We start from the raw sequence: 19,491 nt of genomic DNA on the forward strand, positions 1-19,491 counted from the left end.
GTTTTTTACGACTGATGAAGGGGCGCGACGAGTCGACGGCCTTGCCGCGACGGAGCCGTCACCGATAAAATTCATCGACAGGTCCCCCGCTCGACGCCACGCGCGCGGCACGTCTACCAGGAAGGGGCGAGCATCATGTCCCGACGCCTTCGATTCGTCGTCCTCGCGGCCCTCGCCGCCCCCTTAACTTCATCTTTCGCCGCCGCCGAGCAGCCCGCCGCGGCGCAAACCAGGGCGACCCCCGAGCAGGCCGTCGTCGACTCGCTTCGCGCGAATCCGCTCATCCTGCCCTATGCGATCCGGGTGACCACCGGCAAGGGCGGCGAGATCATCCTGGCGGGCAAGGTCGGGACCAAGGCGGTCCACGACATGGCGATCCGCACGGTCATCGACCTGGGCCTGGTCCCCCACGACGACCTGGTCATCGACACCGCCGAGGCCCAGCGCGTCGCGCTCGAACAGTCCTACGCCGCCGGCGCGGCGGTCGCCGCGGCCCCGGTCGGGCCGCCGCCGTATTTCGTCTACCCCGAGCCCCTCTTCGGCCGCCTCGACGATCCCTTCTGGGGCTTCGAGCCGCCGATCCTGAGCATCCCCCCCAGCTACGCCCGGCGCGGCGACGCGACGTCGGCCGCCGGCGAGGCGCGCCCGGCCCCGACGGCCGACGAGCGGCTGCGGCGCGCCTCCGCGCCCGTGAAGGGGCAAGTGCACCTGAGCGTCGACGAGTTCGGCCAGGTCTCCCTGTCCGGCGTCGTCGCCAGCGAAGAAGACAAGCGGATGATCGAGCAAGAGGCCAGGAAGGCTCCCGGCGTGACCCGCGTGTCGAGCGACCTCCGCGTCGCCAGCCGCGAGACGCCCCCTCCCCCGCCCCAGCCCCTCGACGGCAAGCCGATCGAGCTTCAGCCGAGCGTCCCGCCGCCCCCCGCCCCCGGAGACGTCCCGGCCCCGGCCCCGACGGCCGTCCCCGCGCCCCAGCCCGTTCCCGCCGCGGCCCCCGCGGCGCAGCCGGGCGCCTCGCTCTCGGCGCGAGCCGAGCAATCGCTGGAGCGCCGCCCCTCGCTGAAGGGCCTGGGCGTCGACGTCCAGACCCGCGGCGACGTCGCCACGATCACGGGCAAGGTCCCTTCCGCCTACGAGGCGATGCTCGCGTACCGGGCCGTCGAGCAGACCGCGGGCGTCCGCGAGGTCGTCGACGACCTGGAATTCCCCCTGCCCGACGAGGATCATCCCAACCCGCTGCGGACCAAGGGCCGGCCCGACGACCTCGAGCCCTATTTCCTGCACCAGATCCGCCGCCACGCCGGCCAGTCCGCGCACGTCGACCGGGTCCGCGTGCAGGGCGACGTCGTGCAGGTGCGCGGCTCGCTGCCGCCGGCAGAAGATCCGGCGCGGCTCGACGCCCTGCTCCGCTCGATCCCTCTGCTCCGCGATTTCCACATCGAATCCACCTTTACGGCCGACTGAATCGGCCGCCGCGCGACACTGAGAAGGATAGGCGGACTCTCCGCCCCCTCGACGCGACCGCCGGAAAATAGGTCGCAAATCGCGAGGGGGTTTGACCTTGATCGAATCTCGGCGACCCGCTTAGGATGACCTCCCACTCGGGGGGAGTCTCCCCACGCCCGCCTGCGCGCCGGGGATCATCGTCGATCTTCGGACGGGCCGCCATTCGATCACGACGCGAGAAAGAGGATCGACGACGCATGATCGCCAACAAGGAGGGTGGCGCTCCCCAGGGCACCACGGCCCATTCCTTCATCCGGTCGTCGATGCCCCGAGAGTCGGCCCTCGCCCGCGGCCACGACGCCGCGCTCGACCGGACCCGGAACTGGCTGCGGAACGGCCAGCAGGCCGACGGCCACTGGGTGGGCGAGCTCGAAGGCGACTCGATCCTGGAATCCGAATCCATCCTCCTCATGGCCTTCTTCGGCCGCGAGCGCGAGGAGGTCTGCCGTCGCTGCGCCCGCTACCTGCTGAAGCACCAGCTCCCCGAGGGGGGCTGGCCCAACTATCCCGGCGGACCCGCCGAGATCAGCACGTCGGTGAAGGCGTACTTCGCACTGAAGCTCACGGGCACGCCCGTCGACGACCCGGCGATGGTCAAGGCGCGGGCGGCCGTGCTCGCCCAGGGGGGCGCGGCGGCCTGCAACAGCTTCACGCGGTTCTACCTCGCCCTGCTGGGCCAGATCTCGTACGACGACTGCCCGACCGTGCCGCCCGAGATGGCCCTGATCCCCTCGCGGCTGGACTTCAGCCTCAGCGCGATGTCGGCCTGGACGCGGTCGATCGTCGTGCCGCTCTCGATCGTCTCGCACTGCAAGCCGGTCCGGAAGCTCCCCCCCGAGCGCGGGATCCACGAGCTGTTCATCGCCGGCGACAAGCGCTGGAAGAAACCGAGTCAACCGTTCTTCTCGTGGGGCCGGTTCTTCCTGACCGTCGACCGCGGCCTGAAGTGGGCCGACCGCCTGCTGCCGACCTCGTGGCGTCGTCGCGGGCTCCAGGCGGCGCATCGCTGGATGGTCGAGCACTTCGAGGACTCCGACGGGCTGGGGGCGATCTACCCGCCCATGATCTACACGATCCTGGCCCTCAAGTGCCTGGACTACGACGACGATTCGCCGGCCGTGGCCTGGGCCTGGCGCCAGCTCGACGACCTGCGGATCGAGGAAGGCGACACGACCCGCTTCCAGCCCTGCGTCTCGCCCGTGTGGGACACGGCGATCGCGGCCATCGCGCTGGCGGACGCCGAGGACGCGACCGACGAGCCCGCCATCGAGAAGGCGGCGGACTGGCTGCTCGGCAAGGAGCTGCGCCGCGGCGGCGACTGGCAGGTGCGCCGGCCGGGCGTCGAGCCCACGGGCTGGCACTTCCAGTACGCCAACGGCTTCTATCCCGACATCGACGACACGGCCATGGTCCTGATGGCCCTGCTCCGGTCGTCCGAGGCCGACGAGCCCCGCTTCGCCGAGGCGATCAAGCGCGGCGTCGACTGGCTGCTCGCCATGCAGAACCGCGACGGCGGCTGGGCGGCGTTCGACGTCGACATCGACAACGAGGTCCTGACCAAGGTCCCGTTCGCCGACCACAACGCCATGCTCGACCCGAGCTGCGCCGACATCACCGCCCGGGTGATCGAGGCCCTCGGCGACCTCGGCTACGCCCTCGACCACCCGGCCGTCGCCCGCGGCCTGGACTACCTCTGGCGGACGCAGGAGCCCGAGGGCTGCTGGTACGGCCGCTGGGGCGTGAACTACATCTACGGCACCTGGCAGGTCCTGCAGGGCCTCAAGGCGATCGACCACCCGATGGACGCCCCGGCGCTCGTGCGGGCGGCCGACTGGCTCGAATCGGTCCAGCAGCCGTGCGGCGGCTGGGGCGAGACCTGCCGGACCTACGACGAGCCCGAGCTGAAGGGGACCGGCGCCCCGACCGCCTCGCAGACCTCCTGGGCGCTGCTCGGCCTGATCTCGGCGGGGCGGGCCTCCTCCCCCGCCGTCGCCCGGGGGATCCAGCACCTGGTCGACACCCAGCTGGAGGACGGCTCGTGGGACGAGCCCGAATTCACCGGGACGGGCTTCCCGCGGGTCTTCTACCTGCGGTATCACCTGTACCGGGTCTCGTTCCCGCTCATGGCGATCGCCCGCTACGGCCGGGCCGTCGCCCGGGAGCGGAGCCTCGCCCCCGGCGCGCTGGCGAGCCGCATCCCGGCCGACCCCCGGCCGATCGCCTGACCCGTCCGCACCCCCGTCCATCCCGTCCGATCCGATCCGGTCCGCCCGATTCGGTGCACGCAAGCAGAACAAGGGAGTGATCGCCGCATGCGTTTCCCATTGCAGATGACCAGCCGGATCGCCGGTTACATCGCCAAGAAGAAGCTCTCCCGGGCCAAGAAGTTCCCGATGGTCCTGATGCTGGAGCCGCTCCACGCCTGCAACCTGACCTGCACCGGCTGCGGGCGGATCCGCGAGTATTCGCAGACGATCAAGCAGAAGCTCTCGATCGACGAGTGCCTCGCCGCGGTCGACGAATGCGGCGCGCCGGTGGTCTCGATCTGCGGCGGCGAGCCGATGATCTATCCCGGGATCGGCGAGCTGACCGCCAAGATCCTGGAGCGCAAGAAGGTCGTCTACCTCTGCACCAACGGCATGTTCATCCGCAAGAAGATCGCCGACTTCAAGCCCAGCTCCCGATTCTTCTTCAACGTCCACTTCGACGGCATGCGCGAGAACCACGACATCGCCGTCGAGCGCAAGGGCGTCTTCGACGCGGCCGTCGACGGAGTCAAGGCGGCCAAGGAGGCCGGCTTCCTCGTCTGCACCAACACGACGGTCTTCCACGAGACCGACATGAACGAGCTGGACGAGCTGTTCGGCTACCTCACGAGCATCGACGTCGACGGCTTCCTGATCTCGCCGGGCTACGGCTACGCCGCGGTCGACTCGAAAGACATGTTCATGACCCGCGCCGACATCCGGACCAAGTTCCGGGCGGCCGAGGCCATGTTCCGCAAGTACCGGTTCTACTCGTCGCCGATCTACCTGGAATTCCTCCAGGGCAAGCGCGAGCTGAGCTGCACCGCCTGGGCCAACCCCACCCGCAACATCAAGGGGTGGAAGGGCCCGTGCTACCTCATCACGGACATCCACCACCCGACCTTCGGCGACCTGATCAACAAGACGGAGTGGGAAGACTACGGCCCGGGCAAGGACCCGCGCTGCGAGAACTGCATGATGCACTCGGGCTTCGAGACCTCGGCCGCCCTGGGCGTCAACAGCCGCCTGGGCGACACCCTCAAGATGGTCAAGTGGCAGTTCCTTTGAGCCGACCCGGGGACGCACGCCTGGCCCCACCGCCCACCCCGGCCGACGTCGGCGTCGTCATGGCGATGCCGATGGAGGCCGGCCACCTGATCGACAAGCTTTCGAAGGTCCGCCGCTACACGGCCCGCTCGCTGACGGTCGTGGAGGGCGAGCTTGAGGGCCGCCTGCTCGTGGTGGTCGCCTCGGGCGTCGGCCCCGCCTCGGCCCGCCGCGGCGTCGCCCACCTGCTCGACGGCCACCGCCCGCGGGTGCTGGTCTCGGCCGGCTTCGCCGGCGCCCTCGACCCGGCCCTGAACCGCAACGACCTCGTCGTCCCGCGATCGGTCGCCGACGCCTCGGGCGCGGTCGTCGAGCTGCACGCGAGCGTCGCGGAATCCGTCCCGGGCCTTCGGGTCGTCGACCGCCTGCTCCTGGTCGACCGCGTGATCTCCGGCGTCCAGGAGAAGGCCCGTCTCCGCGAGGAGCACCGGGCCGACCTGATCGACATGGAGACCTTCGCCGCGGCCGTCGCCGCCCGCGACCGCAGCATCCCCTTCTTCTCGCTCCGCGTCGTCAGCGACGACGCCCGGACCGAGCTGCCGCCCGAGATCGGCCGGCTCCTGAACACGACCGGCAGCTACCGCGTCGGCGCGGCCCTGCGCGCCTTGTGGGGCCGGCCGTCGGCCGTCAAGGACTTCTGGTCGCTCCACGCCCAGGCGATGGCGAGCGCCGACCGGCTGGCCGACGGGCTCCAGGTCTTCCTGCGGAGCCTGGCGTAGACTTGGTCAGGGCGTCTTCGCCGCGGGGGCCGGTGCCGCGCCGGGCGAGAGCGACCCTCGGACCGGCTTGGTCGCGGCGGCGGAGGCGCCCGCGCGGACCCGCTGGGCCTGGGCGTCGGGCGCGAGCATGCTGTCGACGCCCATCGTCGCCAGCGGGGCGACCAGGCACATCAGCAAGGCCCCCAGCCCCAGGGCGTGCCAGGGGTGGAACTGGAGGATCAGCATGAAGGCCCCGACCCAGACGATCCCCTGCAAGACCGTCCACAGCACGTTCGTCGTGAACATCGACTCGAACGAGGGGTGGAAGTAGGTCATCACCAGGCCCAGGACCACCGAGGCCAGCGTCACCTTCAGCCCGGCCCGCGGAGTCACCTGGTCGTAGAGGGCGTCCTGCGCGATCTCGACCGCTACGAAGCAGCCGACGAAGGCCACCAGCCAGTAGATGGCGAACGTGAAGAGCAGGGTCCACATGGGCGGGCGTCCCAAGATGCCGGGCGGTTGATCCGGGTCCTCGTCGAGCGGTCCGACGTATCGTACTCGGAAGCCCCGCGCCGCACCACCGGCCCCTGGAGGTTTCGCGCCGAACTGCTATCATCGCGGAGAGGGACGCGAACGAGCCTTCCGGACGCGACGCGAGACACGCCCCCGATGATCCGCCTCAGCGCCTTCGCCGACGAGATCTCCCAGGACCCGGGGGAGCAGATCGACGTCTTGACCCGCCACGGCGTCAAGCACATCGAATTCCGCGCCATCCACGGGACCAACGTGCTCGACCTCTCCGAGGAGCAGCACCGGGACTTCCGAGCCCGCCTGAAGGACGCCGGCTTCGGCCTCAGCGCCGTGGGCTCGCCGATCGGCAAGATCAGGATCACCGACCCCTTCGACGAACACCTCGCCCGCTTCGCCCGGGCCCTCGACGTCGCCGACTTCTACGAGTGCGCCCGCATCCGGGTCTTCAGCTTCTACATGCCCCCCGGCGACGACCCGGCGATCCATCGCTCGGCCGTGGTCGATCGCATGGCCGAGCTGGCCGAGGTCGCCCTGGAACGCGGCGTCGTCCTGTACCTGGAGAACGAGAAGGGCATCTACGGCGACCGTGCCGACCGCGTCCACGACCTGCTGACGACGGTGGACTCGCCCGCCCTGACGCACGCCTTCGACCCCGCGAACTACGTCGAGGTCGGCCAGGCGATCGACGCGGCCTGGACGCTCCTGCGGCCGTTCGCCGCCCACTTCCACGTCAAGGACTACAGCGAAGAGCAGCACCGCAACGTCCCCGCCGGCGAGGGGGACGGCCAGATCCCCGTCCTGCTCGAAGACGCCGTACGCCACGGCTACGACGGCTTCGTCGTGCTCGAACCCCACCTCACCGTGGCGGAGCTGTCGTACGGGTTCACCGGCCCGGAACGCTTCGCCGACGCGGCCAACGCCCTCAAGCGCATCCTTGACGAGAAATCGATCCCGTTCGCCTGAACTCCAATCGACCCGCCCTTCCAGCCCAGGAGCCTCCCATGAGTCGTCACGAATCGCTCAACCGTCGCTCGTTCCTCCAAGGCGCCGCGGCCGGCGGCGCGCTGCTCGGCCTCGGCCTGCGCGGCGGCCTGGCGTTCGCCGCCGACGTCACCGGCGCGCCCAAGTCGGGCAAGATCGGCGACTTCAAGATCTCGCTGGCCGAGTGGTCGCTGCACAAGGCGCTCCGCGCCAAGAAGATCGACAACCTCGACTTCCCCAAGATCGCCCGCGAGGAGTTCGGCATCGAAGGGGTCGAGTACGTCAACCAGTTCTTCAAGGACAAGGCCCACGACTCGGTCTACCTGAAAGACCTCAAGAAGCGCGCCGCCGACCACGGCGTCACCAACGTGCTGATCATGATCGACGGCGAGGGCGACCTGAGCGCCCCCGAGAAGGCCGACCGCGACAAGGCCGTCGACAACCACAAGAAGTGGGTCGACGCCGCCGTCGCCCTGGGCTGCCACGCCATCCGCGTCAACACCGGCGAGCACTACACCCCGACCGAGGTGACGAAGGCGGCCGAGGCCTGCGGCGCGCTGGCCGCCTACGGCAAGGAGCACAAGATCCACGTCATCTGCGAGAACCACGGCGGCCCGTCCAGCAACCCGGACGCCCTGCTCGCCCTGATCAAGGCCGTCGGCAGCCCGTACTTCGGCACCCTGCCCGACTTCGGCAACTTCCCCAAGTCCGGCGGCAAGTACTCGATCGACGTCTACGACGCCATCGCCCGCATGATGCCCTTCGCCAAGGGAGTCTCGGCCAAGAGCTACGACTTCGACGACAAGGGGAACGAGTCCAACCTCGACTTCGGCCGGATCATGAAGATCGTCACCGACTCGGGCTACGACGGCTTCGTCGGCATCGAGTACGAGGGCGGCGGCCTGAGCGAGCCCGAGGGGATCAAGGCCACCAAGAAGCTCCTCGAGAAGCTCCGCGGCTCGGAATACCACGCCTGAGCGACCGCGACTCCGCATCGATCCGGCGCGGACCCGGCCTTGACCGGGTCCGCGTCGTTTCGTAAGGTACGCGACGAAATCGGCGGATTGCGGCGCGCAGGCCGCGGAGACGCCCCGAGCCACGACGAACGACGACGAATCAGGGATGGAACCCGTGTCGCTCGATCGCACCCAGATCCTGGTGCTCAACTACAACGGCCGGGCGCTCCTGCAGGAGTGCCTCCCCTCGGTGATCGAGGCCGCGCGCCGATCGCCCGTCCCCTGCGGGGTCGTCGTGGTCGACAACGACTCGACCGACGACTCGCTCGCCCGGCTGGCCTTCGAGTTCCCCGACGTCCGCGTCGTCCGCCGGCCCAACCGCGGGCTCGCCTCGTTCAACGACGTGTTGCAGGAGCTGGACGAGCCCGTCGTCCTGCTGCTCAACAACGACGTCAAGCTCGCCCCCGAAGCCGTCGGCCCGCTGCTCCGCCCCTTCGCGGAAAGGCCCGACGCGCTCTTCTCAGCGCCCCTCTGCTGGACCTTCGACGGCCGGCTCTACGAGGGGATGCGGACGCGGGTCCGGACGCGGTTCGGCCTCGTGCAGGGGATGTGCCGCGTGCCGGGCCACGAGGCCCGCATCCACGAGGCCGACCTGACCGCCGCCGCGGGACCCATCCTGGCCGTCGACCGTGCCCGGTTCCTGGCGATCGGCGGCTACGATCCCATTTACTTCCCCGGCCGCATCGAGGACCTCGACCTCGGCTTCCGGGCCTGGATGGCCGGGCTCCGTGGCTACTACGTCCCCGAGTCGACCGCCTACCACAAGGGGTTCGCCACCTTCGCGCCGGAGCTGGGAGAGGCCCGCTGCGACGGCCTGGCGATCCGAAATACGTTGATCTTCGCGTGGAAGAACCTCCGCGGCGTGCGGCTGGCGAAGCACCTCGGCTGGCTGGCCGTCCGGCTGGCCCGGGGCGGGCGGGCCTTCCGCCGGGCCTTCCTCGAGGCGGCCTCGCGTTGGCCCGAGGTCGCCAGGGCCCGAAGCGCCCTGCACGCGGGATCGACCGGCTGGGTCGAGCGCCAGGAGGCGTTCTTCCGCCGCTTCGACTGGTGATCGCATGACGATCCGGCGGAGGGTCGCGAAGGAATCGCGACGGACGCCGGGTCGAGACCGACCGAGGGGAACGAACGACCGCAGGGAGGCGAAGGATGGCAGCCGCGGCCCTCAATCTGGTGATCGACGCCCGCCCGCGCGGGCCTCGCGGCCTGCTCGCCGCCGAGGTCGTGCTGGATCGCCCGGTGCTCGCCCGCCTGATCGATCAGGCCCTCGCCGCCGTCGGCCCCGGACGCACGATCGCCGTGCTCGCGGGCCGGGGCCAGGCGCCCGACGTGGCCCCCCTGCTCGCCGACGCCGAGCCCGGCCGCGTCGCCCTGATCGAGGCCGAGCCCGCCGGGCGAGTCGCGGTCGTCCGCACCGACCGCCTCTACGACGGCCGACGCCTCAAGCGGGCCGTCCGCCTGGGCCGCGACCCCGAGGCCGCCGCCTTCTGGCGGCTCGACGGCCCCGAGGCTCTGGCCGGCGCCGAGCAGGAGTTGAATCGTCGGCTGAACTACCAGCCCCTGGGCCGATACTGGGCCTTCCCGCTCGCCGACCGCCTCGCCGCGGCCCTGCAGCCGACCCGTGTCGGGCCGAACAGCCTGACGCTCGCCGCGGGGGGGCTCATGCTCCTGGGCGTCGCGACCGTCGCCTGCGGCGGCCTCGGATGGCCGGGACGCACGGCCACGGCGCTCGCCTTCGCGGCGGCCCTCGTGCTCGACACGGCCGACGGCCGGCTCGCCCGGCTCCAGGGCTCGTGCTCCGCCTTCGGCCGCTGGCTCGACCAGGTGCTGGACGAGCTGGCCGACCTCGCGCTCCACGCCGCGATCGCATGGTCGACGTTCGCCGCGACCGGCTCGCCGGCCTGGCTGGTTTTGGGAATGCTCTTCGCCTCGGGCAAATACCTCTTCCTCATCCAGTCGCTCACGGGCCAAGTGCTTGAAAAGGCGTCAGCGCCCGCGGCAGGCGAGGCACCCCGGCCGGCGCCGACAATCCGGAATGGCTCGCTCCTCCGATCGCTCAAGAGGCTCGTCGGGGCGCTGGGCCACGCCGACCTGCGCTGGCATCTGTGGATCGTCCTGGCCGCCGTCGGCCGGCTCGATGTGGCGCTGGCGGTCTATGCGTGCTACTTCCCGTTGCGTGCTCTGGCCGGGATCGCGCGGAAGGGGGTGGCGCATGCCTGAGCCCCGGATCACCGCCCTGATCGTCGCCCGCAACGAGGAGGCCAACCTGCCCGGCTGCCTGGCCTCGGTCGCCTTCGCGCACGAGCGGATCGTGGTGGTCGACACGTCGAGCGAGGACGACACCCTGGGCGTCGCGAGGCGGCTCGCCGACGTGGTGCTGGTCCGCCCGTTCGACGACTTCGCCTCCCAGCGAAACGCGGGCCGCGAGGCGGCCTCGGGCGACTGGATCCTCTCCATCGACGCCGACGAGCGCGCGACCCCCGAGCTGGCCGTCGAGATCGCCCGCGCCCTGGTCGACCCGTCGAACCCCCACGCCGGGTTCCGCATCCCGATCCGTAGCGAGATCCTCGGCCGCCCGTTCGGCTATTCGGGCACGCAGCAGGACCTGCCGCTGCGCCTCTTCCGCCGCGATCGCGGCGCCTGGACGGGACGGGTCCACGAGACGGTGCAGCTCGACGGGACGACGGGCCGGATGCTGGGGCCGCTGGACCACCGCACGCTGCCCGACGTCCGGGTCTTCCTCCACAAGATCGACCAGTACACGTCGCTCGAAGCCCGCGATCTGCACCGAGCCGGGGCCCGCTTCCGGGCGACGGACCTGACGCTCCGGCCGGCCTGGCTGTTCCTCAAGCTCTACCTGTACAAGCAGGGGTTTCGCGACGGGCTCGAAGGCCTGATGTTCTGCGCGTTGTCCGGCGTATCGGCGGCCGTCCGCACATGGAAGTTGCGGGAATTGGACCACATGGAGGTCACATGATCTCGGCACACGAGGCGGAAGTCACGTTCCGGTTCGACGCCCTGCACTGGCGTTTCAAGGACGCGCTCGACCCCGAGGACTACCGGTTGCGCGGGGTGCTCGACGCCATCGGGCCGGTCGCGGGACTCCGCGTGCTCGACCTGGGCTGCGGCAAGGGCCGGTTCGCCCGCGCCCTGCAGGACCACGGCGCGACCGTGACGGGCCTCGACCTATCGACGGCGATGCTGGCCGAGGCCGACGGGATCGCCCGCGTCCGCGGCAGCGCCCGCAGCCTCCCCTTCCCCTCGGGGAGCTTCGACGCCGTGATCGCGGTGGAGGTCTTCGAGCACCTCGACCCGGCGACGTGGGACGAGACGATCGCCGAGGCGAGCCGCGTCTTAACACCTCGCGGCGCGCTGGCGATCGTCGACAAGAGCCTGGCCTCGTTCAACTCCCAGCGGCCGTGGATGCCGAGCGCCCTCGTGAAGAAGATCGACGAGCGCCGGGGACGCTGGATGTATCCCTCCGACGGCCCCGTCCGCGAGCGATGGTTCTGGCCCAGCCGGCTGCGCAAGGAACTGTTGAAGTCGTTCGCCGACGTCCGGGTCGTGCACCTGCTGTCGCCGGCCGAGAAGCGGCTGATGCTCTTCCGCCGGCTGCCGTCCGCGCGGCTGATGGCTCTGTGGGTCGCGCGGGGCGGCGGAGGCTCGAATGTCTGAGATCCTCGGGCCGAGGCCGGCCGCGCTCCCCTTCCTCCTGTGGAAGACCCCGCCGGGGCTCGAAACGATCCTGGCGCAGGAGGGCGTCGCGTTCGAAGTCGTCCGCGACGCGCACCCGTTCGCGTTCCGGGGCGGTCGGTTCGTCCTGTTCGACGGCCGAAGCGAGCCGGCCGCGGCGATGCGGTCGCTGCTGACCTCGGCGCACGTCGCGATCGACGTCGACTTCCTCCGCAAGGGGGAGTCCGTCGACCCCTTCCAGGCGCTGATCGACGACAAGCCGATGCGCGGCGCGTGGGAAGTCCGGGGCTGGACGCTCCGGGAGCGGGTCTCCCGTCATCCCAAGGCCTGGATCCGCGAACGCCTCATCGAACAGCTCCGCGACGTCGTCGCGGCCCACGACGGCGTCTGGATGCGGCTCGCGCCGTTCCCGCACCCGTTCCGCTCGGCGTTCAACCTCCGGGTCGACCTCGACGAGCCCGTGGCCGAAGACTACTTCCGGTTCGCCCTGGGCCGGAACCTGCTGAACGACTGCTGTACGCACTTCGTCAACACCAACGCCTACAGCGGCGAGCGCGAGGTCCTGGCCGACCTGGCCGGCCGCGACGCCCAGTCGCACGGGCACTACCACTACGTCTACCGCGACCCCGAGGCCAACCTCCGGAACCTGGAGCGGGCCGACCGGATCCTCCGCGGGCGGGGCTTCGACGTCGAGGGTTTCGCCGCCCCCCACGGCCGCTGGAACCCCTCGCTCGACGACGCGTTGGAGTCGCTCGGCTATTCGTATTCGTCAGACTTCCAGCTCGGCTACGACGACCTGCCGTCGTTCCCGTGGAAGGACGGGCGGTTCTCCAGGGTTCTGCAGGTCCCCGTCCATCCCATCTGCGAGGGGCTCTTCCTCGACGCCGGCGCGAGCGGCGGCCGCTGCGTGGCCGAACACCTCGCGGCCGTGGTCGCCGAGAAGATCGAGGCCGGCGAGCCCGCGTTCGTCTACGGCCACCCCGAGCGCCGGCTGGGCCGCATGCCCGAGGTTCCGCTCGCCCTGGCCGCGACGCTCGACCGCTATCCCCTCGTCTGGCGGACGACCCTGACGGAGATGGCCCGCTGGTGGCGATGGCGGGCCGCCCGCAAGTGGCTGGCCATCCCTCGCGGCCCCGACCGGTTCGAGGTCCAGTTCGAGGACTGGGACGCCGACTACCCCCTGGCGCTGGAGATCCAACGTGGCGAGTTTCGCTGCCTGATGCCGCTGACCGGACCCCGGACGATCCTGGACCTGGCCTCGCTCGCCTACGACCGGCGGCCGACGCCGGCCCGGCGGTTCGTGCGGCCGCCGACGCCCGACCGACGCCCGGCGACGTTCAAGCAGCTCGTCCGGCGGGCGATCGACTGGGAGACCGTGACGCCGATCGAGGAGATCTCGCAGGCCACGCTCGCCGGCCGCGTGAAGAAAGGACTTCGGCGCTGGAAACTCCAGAGGACGGGGACGGACTGATGGACGACCGATCCCTCGAAACCTTCGACACCGCGCCGAACGCCGCCCACTGGCTGGCGACGCGGTCGCAGGGGCCGCCGCCGTCGGGCTCGGCCTACCTGCACGCCCCCTCGTCCGCCTTCCAGTCGCCGGGCGGCGGCGAGAACCAGTTGATCCAGACGGGCCGTCACCTCGAGGCTCTGGACGTCCCGGTGCGACTCTTCTCGCCCTGGACCGACCGCCTCGACCACGCGCGACTGCTGCACCTGTTCGGCATGTCCCGCGAGGGCCTGGAGCTGGCGAGGGCGGCGCGGGCGAGACGGGTGCCGATCGTGGTCTCGCCGATCTGCTGGTACGAGCCGAGGGCCCTCTGGGCGCTCGAACCGACCGCGGCCCGGAAGCTCGGCGCGGTCGGGGCGTGGGCGATGCGTCGCGCGTTCCGAGGCCTGCCCGGCTGGCGTCGCGAGCTGCTCGCGACGGCCGACCGGGTCCTGCCGAACTCGGACGAGGAGGCGGACCAGCTCGTCCGGCTCTTCGGCGTCGACCGCGGGCGGATCCGCGTGGTGCCCAACGGCGTGCTGCCGGAATTCGGCTGGGGCTCGCCCCGGCTCTTCCGCGAGCGCGTGGGCGACTTCGAGTTCGTCCTGTTCGTGGGCCGGATCGAGCCCCGCAAGAACCCGCTGGGCGTGATCCGCGCCGCGCGACGGCTGGGGCTGCCGCTGGTCGTCGTCGGCGAGGCGCCCCCGCAGCACGAGAACTACGAGAGGCAGTGCCGCCGCGAGGGCGGCGACCGCGTCGTCTGGCTGGAAGGGCTCGACCACCACGACCCGCTGCTGACGTCGACCTACGCCGCCGCGCGGGTCTTCGCCCTGTGCAGCTGGTTCGAGACGCCCGGCCTGGCCGCGCTCGAGGCCGCGCTCTCCGGGGCGGCCGTGGTCGTCACGCCGCACGGGTCGACCCGGTCGTATTTCGGCGACCGCGCGACCTACGCGCGGCCGTGGAAGGTCGACGAGATCGGCGAGGCCCTCTCGCGGGCCTGGCGCGAAGGGCCGCGACCTGGCCTTGCGGCCCACGTCGCTTCGAACTACCTTTGGGACCGCGTCGCCAAGCTCACGGCGGAGGTTTATGATCAGGTCGCCGACTGACCTCAAGCCTGTTCGGACCGGGCGCTATCGCTACAGCAAGCTGCGATGGCGGATCCTGGTGCGCGCGTTCGACGCGGCCGGCGGCCTCGTCGCGCCGATCTGGCGACGGCTGCGGCCCCCCCGCGAGGTCGACGCGCCCCGACGGATCCTCGTCGTCCAGCTCGACCATCTGGGCGACGCCGTCCTGACCGCGCCGCTGATCGGGCAGCTCCGCAACGCCTATCCCCAGGCCGAGATCGACGTCCTGGCCTCGCCCAGCAATCACGAGGTCTTCGAGGCCGACGCCAACGTGACGCGGGTGCGGATCGCCGAGCGGACGTGGTTCGAGCGCAGCCCGTCGCGGCGCGGGCTCGCGGCCGAGGTCTGGCGGCTCGGCGCCTCGCTCCGCGACGACCGCTACGACCTGGGCATCGACGTCCGCGGCGACGTGCTCTCGATCCTCGTCCTGGCGATCGGCGGCGTCGCGCGGCGCGTCGGCTTCGCGATGGGGGGCGGCTCGTTCCTGCTGACCGACGTCGCCGAATGGGCGCCCGGCCGCCACGAGGTCCGCTCGCGGCTCGCCCTGCTCGAACCCCTGGGCGTCGCCCCCGACTTCGGCGGCCGCGCCCTCGTCCACGTCCGCGACGACGACCGCGCCGAGGTCGCCGCCCGCCTGCTCGACGCCTGGCCCCGCCGCGCCGGCCGCCGCCGCGGCCGCGTCGCGAGGACGGCCCCGGGCCGCGAGTCCGACGCCAGCCTGCAGGCCGAACAGTTTCGTCCCCACCCGCCCATGCTGGCCGTCCACCTCGGCGCCGGGACGGCCGCCAAGCGCTGGCCGAAGCGGCACTGGAAGGCGCTCATCGAGCGCTTCCTGGGCGACGGCTGGCGGGTCGTCATCGTGGGCGGACCCGAAGACCCCCCGCTCTCGCGGATCCTGACGCCCGACGACCGGCTCGTCGACTGGTCGGGGCGATTGACCGTCCCCCAGACGACGGCCCTGCTCGAACGCGCCGATCTGTTCATCGGCGCCGATTCCGGTCCGGCCCACCTGGCGGCCTCGGCCGGCGCGACCTCGGTGATCCTCTTCAGCGGCACGAACAACCCGGTCCAGTGGCGGCCCTGGTCGTCGCGATCGCTGGTGCTCCGCAACCGCGTCGCGTGCCGGCCCTGCCACCAGAAGACGTGCCCCCTGGCCGACCATCCCTGCATGACGGGCCTCGAACCCGACCGCGTCTACCGGGCCGCGCGACGCTGGCTGGCCCGGACGAACCGCACCGAGCCCGCGCGAGAGGCCTCCCCGTCCCGCGACCTGGAGATCGCCTATGAACACGACTACAACCCTGCGACCTGAGCGGAAGGCCCCGTCGGTCGACGCCCGGGGCTGGGTCGTCCTGGCCTGGGTCGCCGCCTGGTCCGCGGCGTACCTCTACTCGGCCGTGGGGACGCGCTTCCCCTGGCTCCGCTCCTGGATCGACGGCCTCTTCTGAGCCCGACGAAAGCTCAACGGCCGCCGGCCTCGGCCGCCGCCTGCTTCCAGTCCGAGATGAGCCTGACCAGCTTCACGGAGACGTCGGTGAACGGGCCCCCCGAGGCCATCGCGTCGGTCGCTTCGGCCTGACGCCCGGCGACGGCCGATTCCAGGACGCCGGCCGCGGCGACGTGGAATTTCGCGTGGAGCGACTTCACCTCGCGCCACTCCTTCCTCATGCGGTCGGCGAGCGGCAGCGCGTTCAGCCACTTGCCGAACTCGCAGAGGTCGTCGGGACGCACCGTCTCGACGGTCCACTCGCTTTTCCCGGTCTTGATGGCCTCGCGCAGCCGGAACTTCCACTTGGCGTGGGAGGCGATCGCGTGGTCGAGGCTGGCCGGATCGATCATGGCGGGATCCCCCTCGAAGGCGGGTCGTCGCGACGAGTCCCGCGACGTCGCGGCTCCCGCTTCGGCTCCACGCTTCTTGATGCGACGAGCGCCAGCATAACGCGCGCGAGGGGCCGTCGCATCCGCCGAGCGGCGGCGGTTCAGGGCCTCGGCCTTGGCGTGGCGTCGCCGGGAGCGAGCCCCAGGACCCAGCGGGTCGACTCGACCCACATGTCGCGGAATTCGGTCCGTTCCCAGACCTCCCGGCGATGGCCCAGGCCGTTGTAGAGCACGCGGCCCTTGCCATACGGCCGAGCCCAGGCGACGGGGAAATCGCCGCGATCGTGCACGCCTTTCTTGGACCGATCGATGCGATCGGGGTCGAGTCGCAGCAAGATCCGCGCGTCGGCCCGCGAGAAGCCCTGGATCTGGTAGATTTCGTCCTTCAGCGTGAAGCTCGGCGGGAGGGACCGGAAGCCCGGGAAGTCGCGATCCTCGACGATCAGCGGGGCTTCGAACTGGCCCCAGGGGTGGCCGTCGAAGGCCCCGCCGAGCATGCGGCGGTACTCGGGCCACGACGGGAACGTGATCGTCGCGCTGTGGACGCCGAGGAACCCCTTGCCGTCGTCGCGGATGAACGCGAGCAGGTCGGCCTTCTGGGCGTCGTCCATGTCGAGGTCGCCGTCGGTGAAGAAGACGACGGCGTCGAATTTATCGAGGTTCTTCGCCTCGTATTTCAGCGGCATCTTCGTGATGTTCCCGCAGTCGGTGCGGAGCGTCGCCTCCCACTGCCCCGTGCTCCGGCCCAGGTCGTAGAACGTCGCCATCGCCGTCGAGACGGCGTCGTGCTGATACCCCTTGCTCTGGCCGACGACCAGCAACCGTTTGGGCTCCTGGGCCGTGGCCGTGGCGACTGATAGCAGGACCATGAGGGCCGCCGTGGCGGAGCCCCGGATGATGGGGCGACGTACAATGCGGCCGGCGCCGACAGATCCTCCTTTCCCCGGGAGAAGGCGCCTCGAAGAGGCGGATGAGGGTCGTCGGATTTCGGGAGGGGGTTGGCGTACTGAATGCGCAGGCGGACGCGAAGCGCCGCGACCCTCATCCGGCCCTGCGGGCCACTTTCTCCCGGCGGGAGAAGGGCGGTCGCTGGAAATCATCGGCCTTCCTCCGTCGCCGCGGCGGATTCGCCCTTCGCTTCGAGCTTGCCGACGGCGTCGAAGAGGGCGTGGAAGCAGGCGACCTCCGACTCGTCGGGCTTCGCGTCCCGGCGCGGAGGGCGGCGGCCGTAGTATTCGTCGATGAAGCCGTCGGCCCCCGACCAGACGGTCTGGACCATGCCGAGCAGGTGCTTGCGGGTGGCCCGCGACGACCGCTCGCGGAGTTTCGTCATGTCTTCGAGCTGCATCAGGGCGACCGAGGGCTTGCGCCAGGGGCAGGCGACGACGTCGAGGCCTTTGAGGGCGAACGCGACGGTGGTCGGGTCGGGGCGCACGTAGTGCCAGTCGCAGAGGACGACGTCCTTCGGGATCAAATCCACGGCGCGGTGGGTGTCGTTGGTGCTGGCCTCCCACTCGCCCAGTCCGGTCGTCCGGCCGTCGATCAGCCGGTCGGCCCAGATCCAGAGCCGCCGATTCTTCGCCGCGAGGTGGTCGCGGATCCGCTTGACCTCGTCGGCCAGCAGCACGGAGCGGTCCTTGCCGCCGCAGCGCTCGCATTTGGCCTCGCCGATGTAGAAGACCTCGTCGAGCCCGGCGTGGAAGGCGTCGGCCTCGAAGGCTTCGCAGATCTCGTCCACGACCGGGAAGACGACCTCGTGGACCCTGGGGTGCAGCGGACAGTAGCTCTTGCAGTAGAGTCCGTCCGGGTTGGGCCACTTGTACTTCTCGGGCATCTTCACCCAGGGCGTCTCGTCGAATTCCGGATAGACCTGGAGCAGCTTGCCCACGTGTCCGGACCAGGACTGATGGCCCAGCAGGTTGACCTGCGGGATGATCCGGATCTTGCGCTTCTTGCAGACCTCGACCAGCTTCGCGGCGTCGGCCTTCGACAGGCCGTCGGCCGAGGCCAGCTCGGGGCGGCTGGCGTACTGGTAGTTGAAGTCGACCCGCAGGATCAGGGTGTTGACGTGTCGCGGGGCCAGCTCCAGCTCGATGAACCTGGCGAACTCGTCGACCCGCTTCGGGCTCGGCGACGCGATGCAGAGGCCCCGCACCGGCAGGACCGCGTCCAGCCGGTCGGGCTCGTCGGCCCGCGCCGCGGCGGCGAGTCCCGCGAGCACGATCAGGCCGAGGGCCGCGAATCGGCTCATCGCGCCACCCCGCTTCCCACGGCGGACTCCGCCTCGATCAGGTTCCGCATGAACTCGGCGGCGAGGCGGGCGTTCTCGTGGGCGTACTCGATCCCGACCGTCCGGCCGTCGACGACGGGGAGCTGGTGGCACAGCTCGTAGCCGATGTAGCCGTCGTAGCCGATGGCGTTCATCGAGCGGGCGAAGTCGCGATAGTAGCGCTCGGTGTCCTCGCCGACGACGCCGTCGTTGCGCTCGAAGCCGTGGATCGAGCCGTCGGCCCGGCGCTCGAACTCGCCGCCGAAATGGGTGAGCACCTGGAGGTCGCCCACCTCGCGCGCCGCGGCGTCGATCGCCGGGCCGCTGCGGTCGGGCATGAGGGGGGCGTCGAGGCAGACCTTGAGGTGCGGCGAGTCGACCTCGCGGACCATCTTCAAGACGTCCGTGTGGTCCTTGATGAGCGGCTTGTGGTTCTGGAGGCAGAGCGTGACGCCGGCCTCGGCCGCGTACCGCGAGCACTCGACGAGGGCCTCGCGGCACCACCCCCAGATCTCGTCGTGCGAGAACTTCTCGTGGACGATCGGCCAGTAGCCCTCGGCGATGTCGTAGGTGGCGAGCTGCGGGTGCCGGGTCACGCCCCACCAGGCGAGGAACACGCGGAGCGTCGGCGCGCCCATGTCGGCGGTCATCCGGATCAGCTCGCGGAGGTAGCAGATCTGGGCCTCGCGGACCTCGGGCACGGGGTTGCTGAAGTCGTTGTTGGCGGCGACGGCGTAGATCGGCACGCCACGGTCGCGGGCCAGGCCGGCGAGGTCGCGGCACCGGCCGGTCGGCCAGTCGAGCGGGTTGCCGTGGGGGCGCTTGCCGTCGATCTCGATGCCGTCGTACCCGAATTCCGCCGCCTTCTCGATCATCTCGGGCAGGGTCAGCGCCTCGCCGCGGTACCACATGCCCAGATACGTGATGCTGTAGAGGCCGATCTTCACGACGAGGCTCCT

Annotated in this window: 19 protein-coding genes; 14 read left to right on the forward strand and 5 right to left on the reverse strand. The window is 70.8% G+C overall.

From position 1 onward, the window contains the following. The first annotated feature begins 135 nt into the window (after positions 1-135). The 4 genes from PZE19_RS09700 to PZE19_RS09715 all read left to right on the forward strand — a co-directional run bounded on the left by PZE19_RS09700 (position 136) and on the right by PZE19_RS09715 (position 5,575). A complete protein-coding gene (locus PZE19_RS09700) occupies positions 136-1,461 on the forward strand; it encodes a BON domain-containing protein (protein WP_277860408.1) in 1,326 nt (441 codons plus the stop codon). A 239-nt stretch (positions 1,462-1,700) separates the two neighbouring features. After that, entirely contained in the window at positions 1,701-3,728 is a 2,028-nt protein-coding gene (shc, locus tag PZE19_RS09705) for a squalene--hopene cyclase (RefSeq protein WP_277860409.1), read from the forward strand. A gap of 87 nt (positions 3,729-3,815) precedes the next feature. Continuing rightward, a complete protein-coding gene (hpnH, locus tag PZE19_RS09710; RefSeq protein ID WP_277860410.1) occupies positions 3,816-4,817 on the forward strand; it encodes an adenosyl-hopene transferase HpnH in 1,002 nt (333 codons plus the stop codon). Further along, positions 4,802-5,575 (forward strand): phosphorylase family protein, encoded by a 774-nt coding sequence (locus PZE19_RS09715; protein WP_277860411.1) that lies wholly within the window; start codon positions 4,802-4,804, stop codon positions 5,573-5,575. The genes hpnH and PZE19_RS09715 overlap by 16 nt, the downstream gene beginning before the upstream one ends. A gap of 6 nt (positions 5,576-5,581) precedes the next feature. On the opposite strand, the gene PZE19_RS09720 is transcribed toward PZE19_RS09715, so the two are convergent. Then, a complete protein-coding gene (locus tag PZE19_RS09720; protein ID WP_277860412.1) occupies positions 5,582-6,046 on the reverse strand; it encodes a hypothetical protein in 465 nt (154 codons plus the stop codon). 177 nt (positions 6,047-6,223) lie between these two features. Here PZE19_RS09720 and PZE19_RS09725 point away from each other — a divergent pair, with 177 nt between their 5' ends. The 10 genes from PZE19_RS09725 (at position 6,224) to PZE19_RS09770 (ending at position 15,833) form a co-directional block, all read left to right on the forward strand. Then, positions 6,224-7,048: a sugar phosphate isomerase/epimerase family protein gene (locus PZE19_RS09725; protein WP_277860413.1), complete on the forward strand. Its 825-nt coding sequence runs from the start codon at positions 6,224-6,226 to the stop codon at positions 7,046-7,048. 38 nt (positions 7,049-7,086) lie between these two features. Beyond that, positions 7,087-8,043 (forward strand): sugar phosphate isomerase/epimerase family protein, encoded by a 957-nt coding sequence (locus PZE19_RS09730; protein ID WP_277860414.1) that lies wholly within the window; start codon positions 7,087-7,089, stop codon positions 8,041-8,043. Between the two features lie 145 nt (positions 8,044-8,188). Further along, complete coding sequence (locus tag PZE19_RS09735) at positions 8,189-9,133, forward strand: glycosyltransferase (protein WP_277860415.1); 945 nt, start codon at positions 8,189-8,191, stop codon at positions 9,131-9,133. A gap of 95 nt (positions 9,134-9,228) precedes the next feature. Continuing rightward, a complete protein-coding gene (locus PZE19_RS09740; protein ID WP_277860416.1) occupies positions 9,229-10,299 on the forward strand; it encodes a CDP-alcohol phosphatidyltransferase family protein in 1,071 nt (356 codons plus the stop codon). Continuing rightward, entirely contained in the window at positions 10,292-11,056 is a 765-nt protein-coding gene (locus PZE19_RS09745; RefSeq protein ID WP_277860417.1) for a glycosyltransferase family 2 protein, read from the forward strand. The genes PZE19_RS09740 and PZE19_RS09745 overlap by 8 nt, the downstream gene beginning before the upstream one ends. Continuing rightward, on the forward strand, positions 11,053-11,754 hold the full coding sequence (locus PZE19_RS09750) for a class I SAM-dependent methyltransferase (RefSeq protein ID WP_277860418.1): 702 nt from the start codon (positions 11,053-11,055) through the stop codon (positions 11,752-11,754). Before PZE19_RS09745 ends, PZE19_RS09750 begins: the two co-directional genes overlap by 4 nt. Continuing rightward, positions 11,747-13,243, forward strand: coding sequence for a polysaccharide deacetylase family protein (locus PZE19_RS09755; protein WP_277860419.1), 1,497 nt, complete (start codon positions 11,747-11,749; stop codon positions 13,241-13,243). The genes PZE19_RS09750 and PZE19_RS09755 overlap by 8 nt, the downstream gene beginning before the upstream one ends. Next, the gene (locus PZE19_RS09760) at positions 13,243-14,367 is read left to right on the forward strand and encodes a glycosyltransferase family 4 protein (RefSeq protein WP_277860420.1); all 1,125 of its coding nucleotides are present in this window, start codon (positions 13,243-13,245) and stop codon (positions 14,365-14,367) included. Before PZE19_RS09755 ends, PZE19_RS09760 begins: the two co-directional genes overlap by 1 nt. Beyond that, positions 14,348-15,697 (forward strand): glycosyltransferase family 9 protein, encoded by a 1,350-nt coding sequence (locus PZE19_RS09765; protein WP_277860421.1) that lies wholly within the window; start codon positions 14,348-14,350, stop codon positions 15,695-15,697. Before PZE19_RS09760 ends, PZE19_RS09765 begins: the two co-directional genes overlap by 20 nt. Continuing rightward, positions 15,669-15,833: a hypothetical protein gene (locus tag PZE19_RS09770; RefSeq protein ID WP_277860422.1), complete on the forward strand. Its 165-nt coding sequence runs from the start codon at positions 15,669-15,671 to the stop codon at positions 15,831-15,833. Before PZE19_RS09765 ends, PZE19_RS09770 begins: the two co-directional genes overlap by 29 nt. Positions 15,834-15,846: 13 nt before the next feature. Here PZE19_RS09770 and PZE19_RS09775 read toward each other — a convergent pair whose 3' ends face one another. The 4 genes from PZE19_RS09775 to PZE19_RS09790 form a co-directional block, all read right to left on the reverse strand. After that, positions 15,847-16,224 (reverse strand): CZB domain-containing protein, encoded by a 378-nt coding sequence (locus tag PZE19_RS09775; protein WP_277860423.1) that lies wholly within the window; start codon positions 16,222-16,224, stop codon positions 15,847-15,849. Positions 16,225-16,364: 140 nt separating this feature from the next. After that, a complete protein-coding gene (locus PZE19_RS09780) occupies positions 16,365-17,132 on the reverse strand; it encodes a ThuA domain-containing protein (RefSeq protein ID WP_277860424.1) in 768 nt (255 codons plus the stop codon). 227 nt (positions 17,133-17,359) lie between these two features. After that, on the reverse strand, positions 17,360-18,514 hold the full coding sequence (locus tag PZE19_RS09785) for a family 20 glycosylhydrolase (RefSeq protein WP_277860425.1): 1,155 nt from the start codon (positions 18,512-18,514) through the stop codon (positions 17,360-17,362). Then, positions 18,511-19,479 carry a sugar phosphate isomerase/epimerase family protein gene (locus PZE19_RS09790; RefSeq protein ID WP_277860426.1) on the reverse strand — a complete coding sequence of 323 codons (969 nt, stop codon included), beginning with the start codon at positions 19,477-19,479 and terminating at the stop codon, positions 18,511-18,513. Before PZE19_RS09790 ends, PZE19_RS09785 begins: the two co-directional genes overlap by 4 nt. Positions 19,480-19,491: the final 12 nt, after the last annotated feature.

Origin of the sequence: Paludisphaera mucosa (assembly GCF_029589435.1) — a bacterium.
Taxonomy (GTDB): domain Bacteria; phylum Planctomycetota; class Planctomycetia; order Isosphaerales; family Isosphaeraceae; genus Paludisphaera; species Paludisphaera mucosa.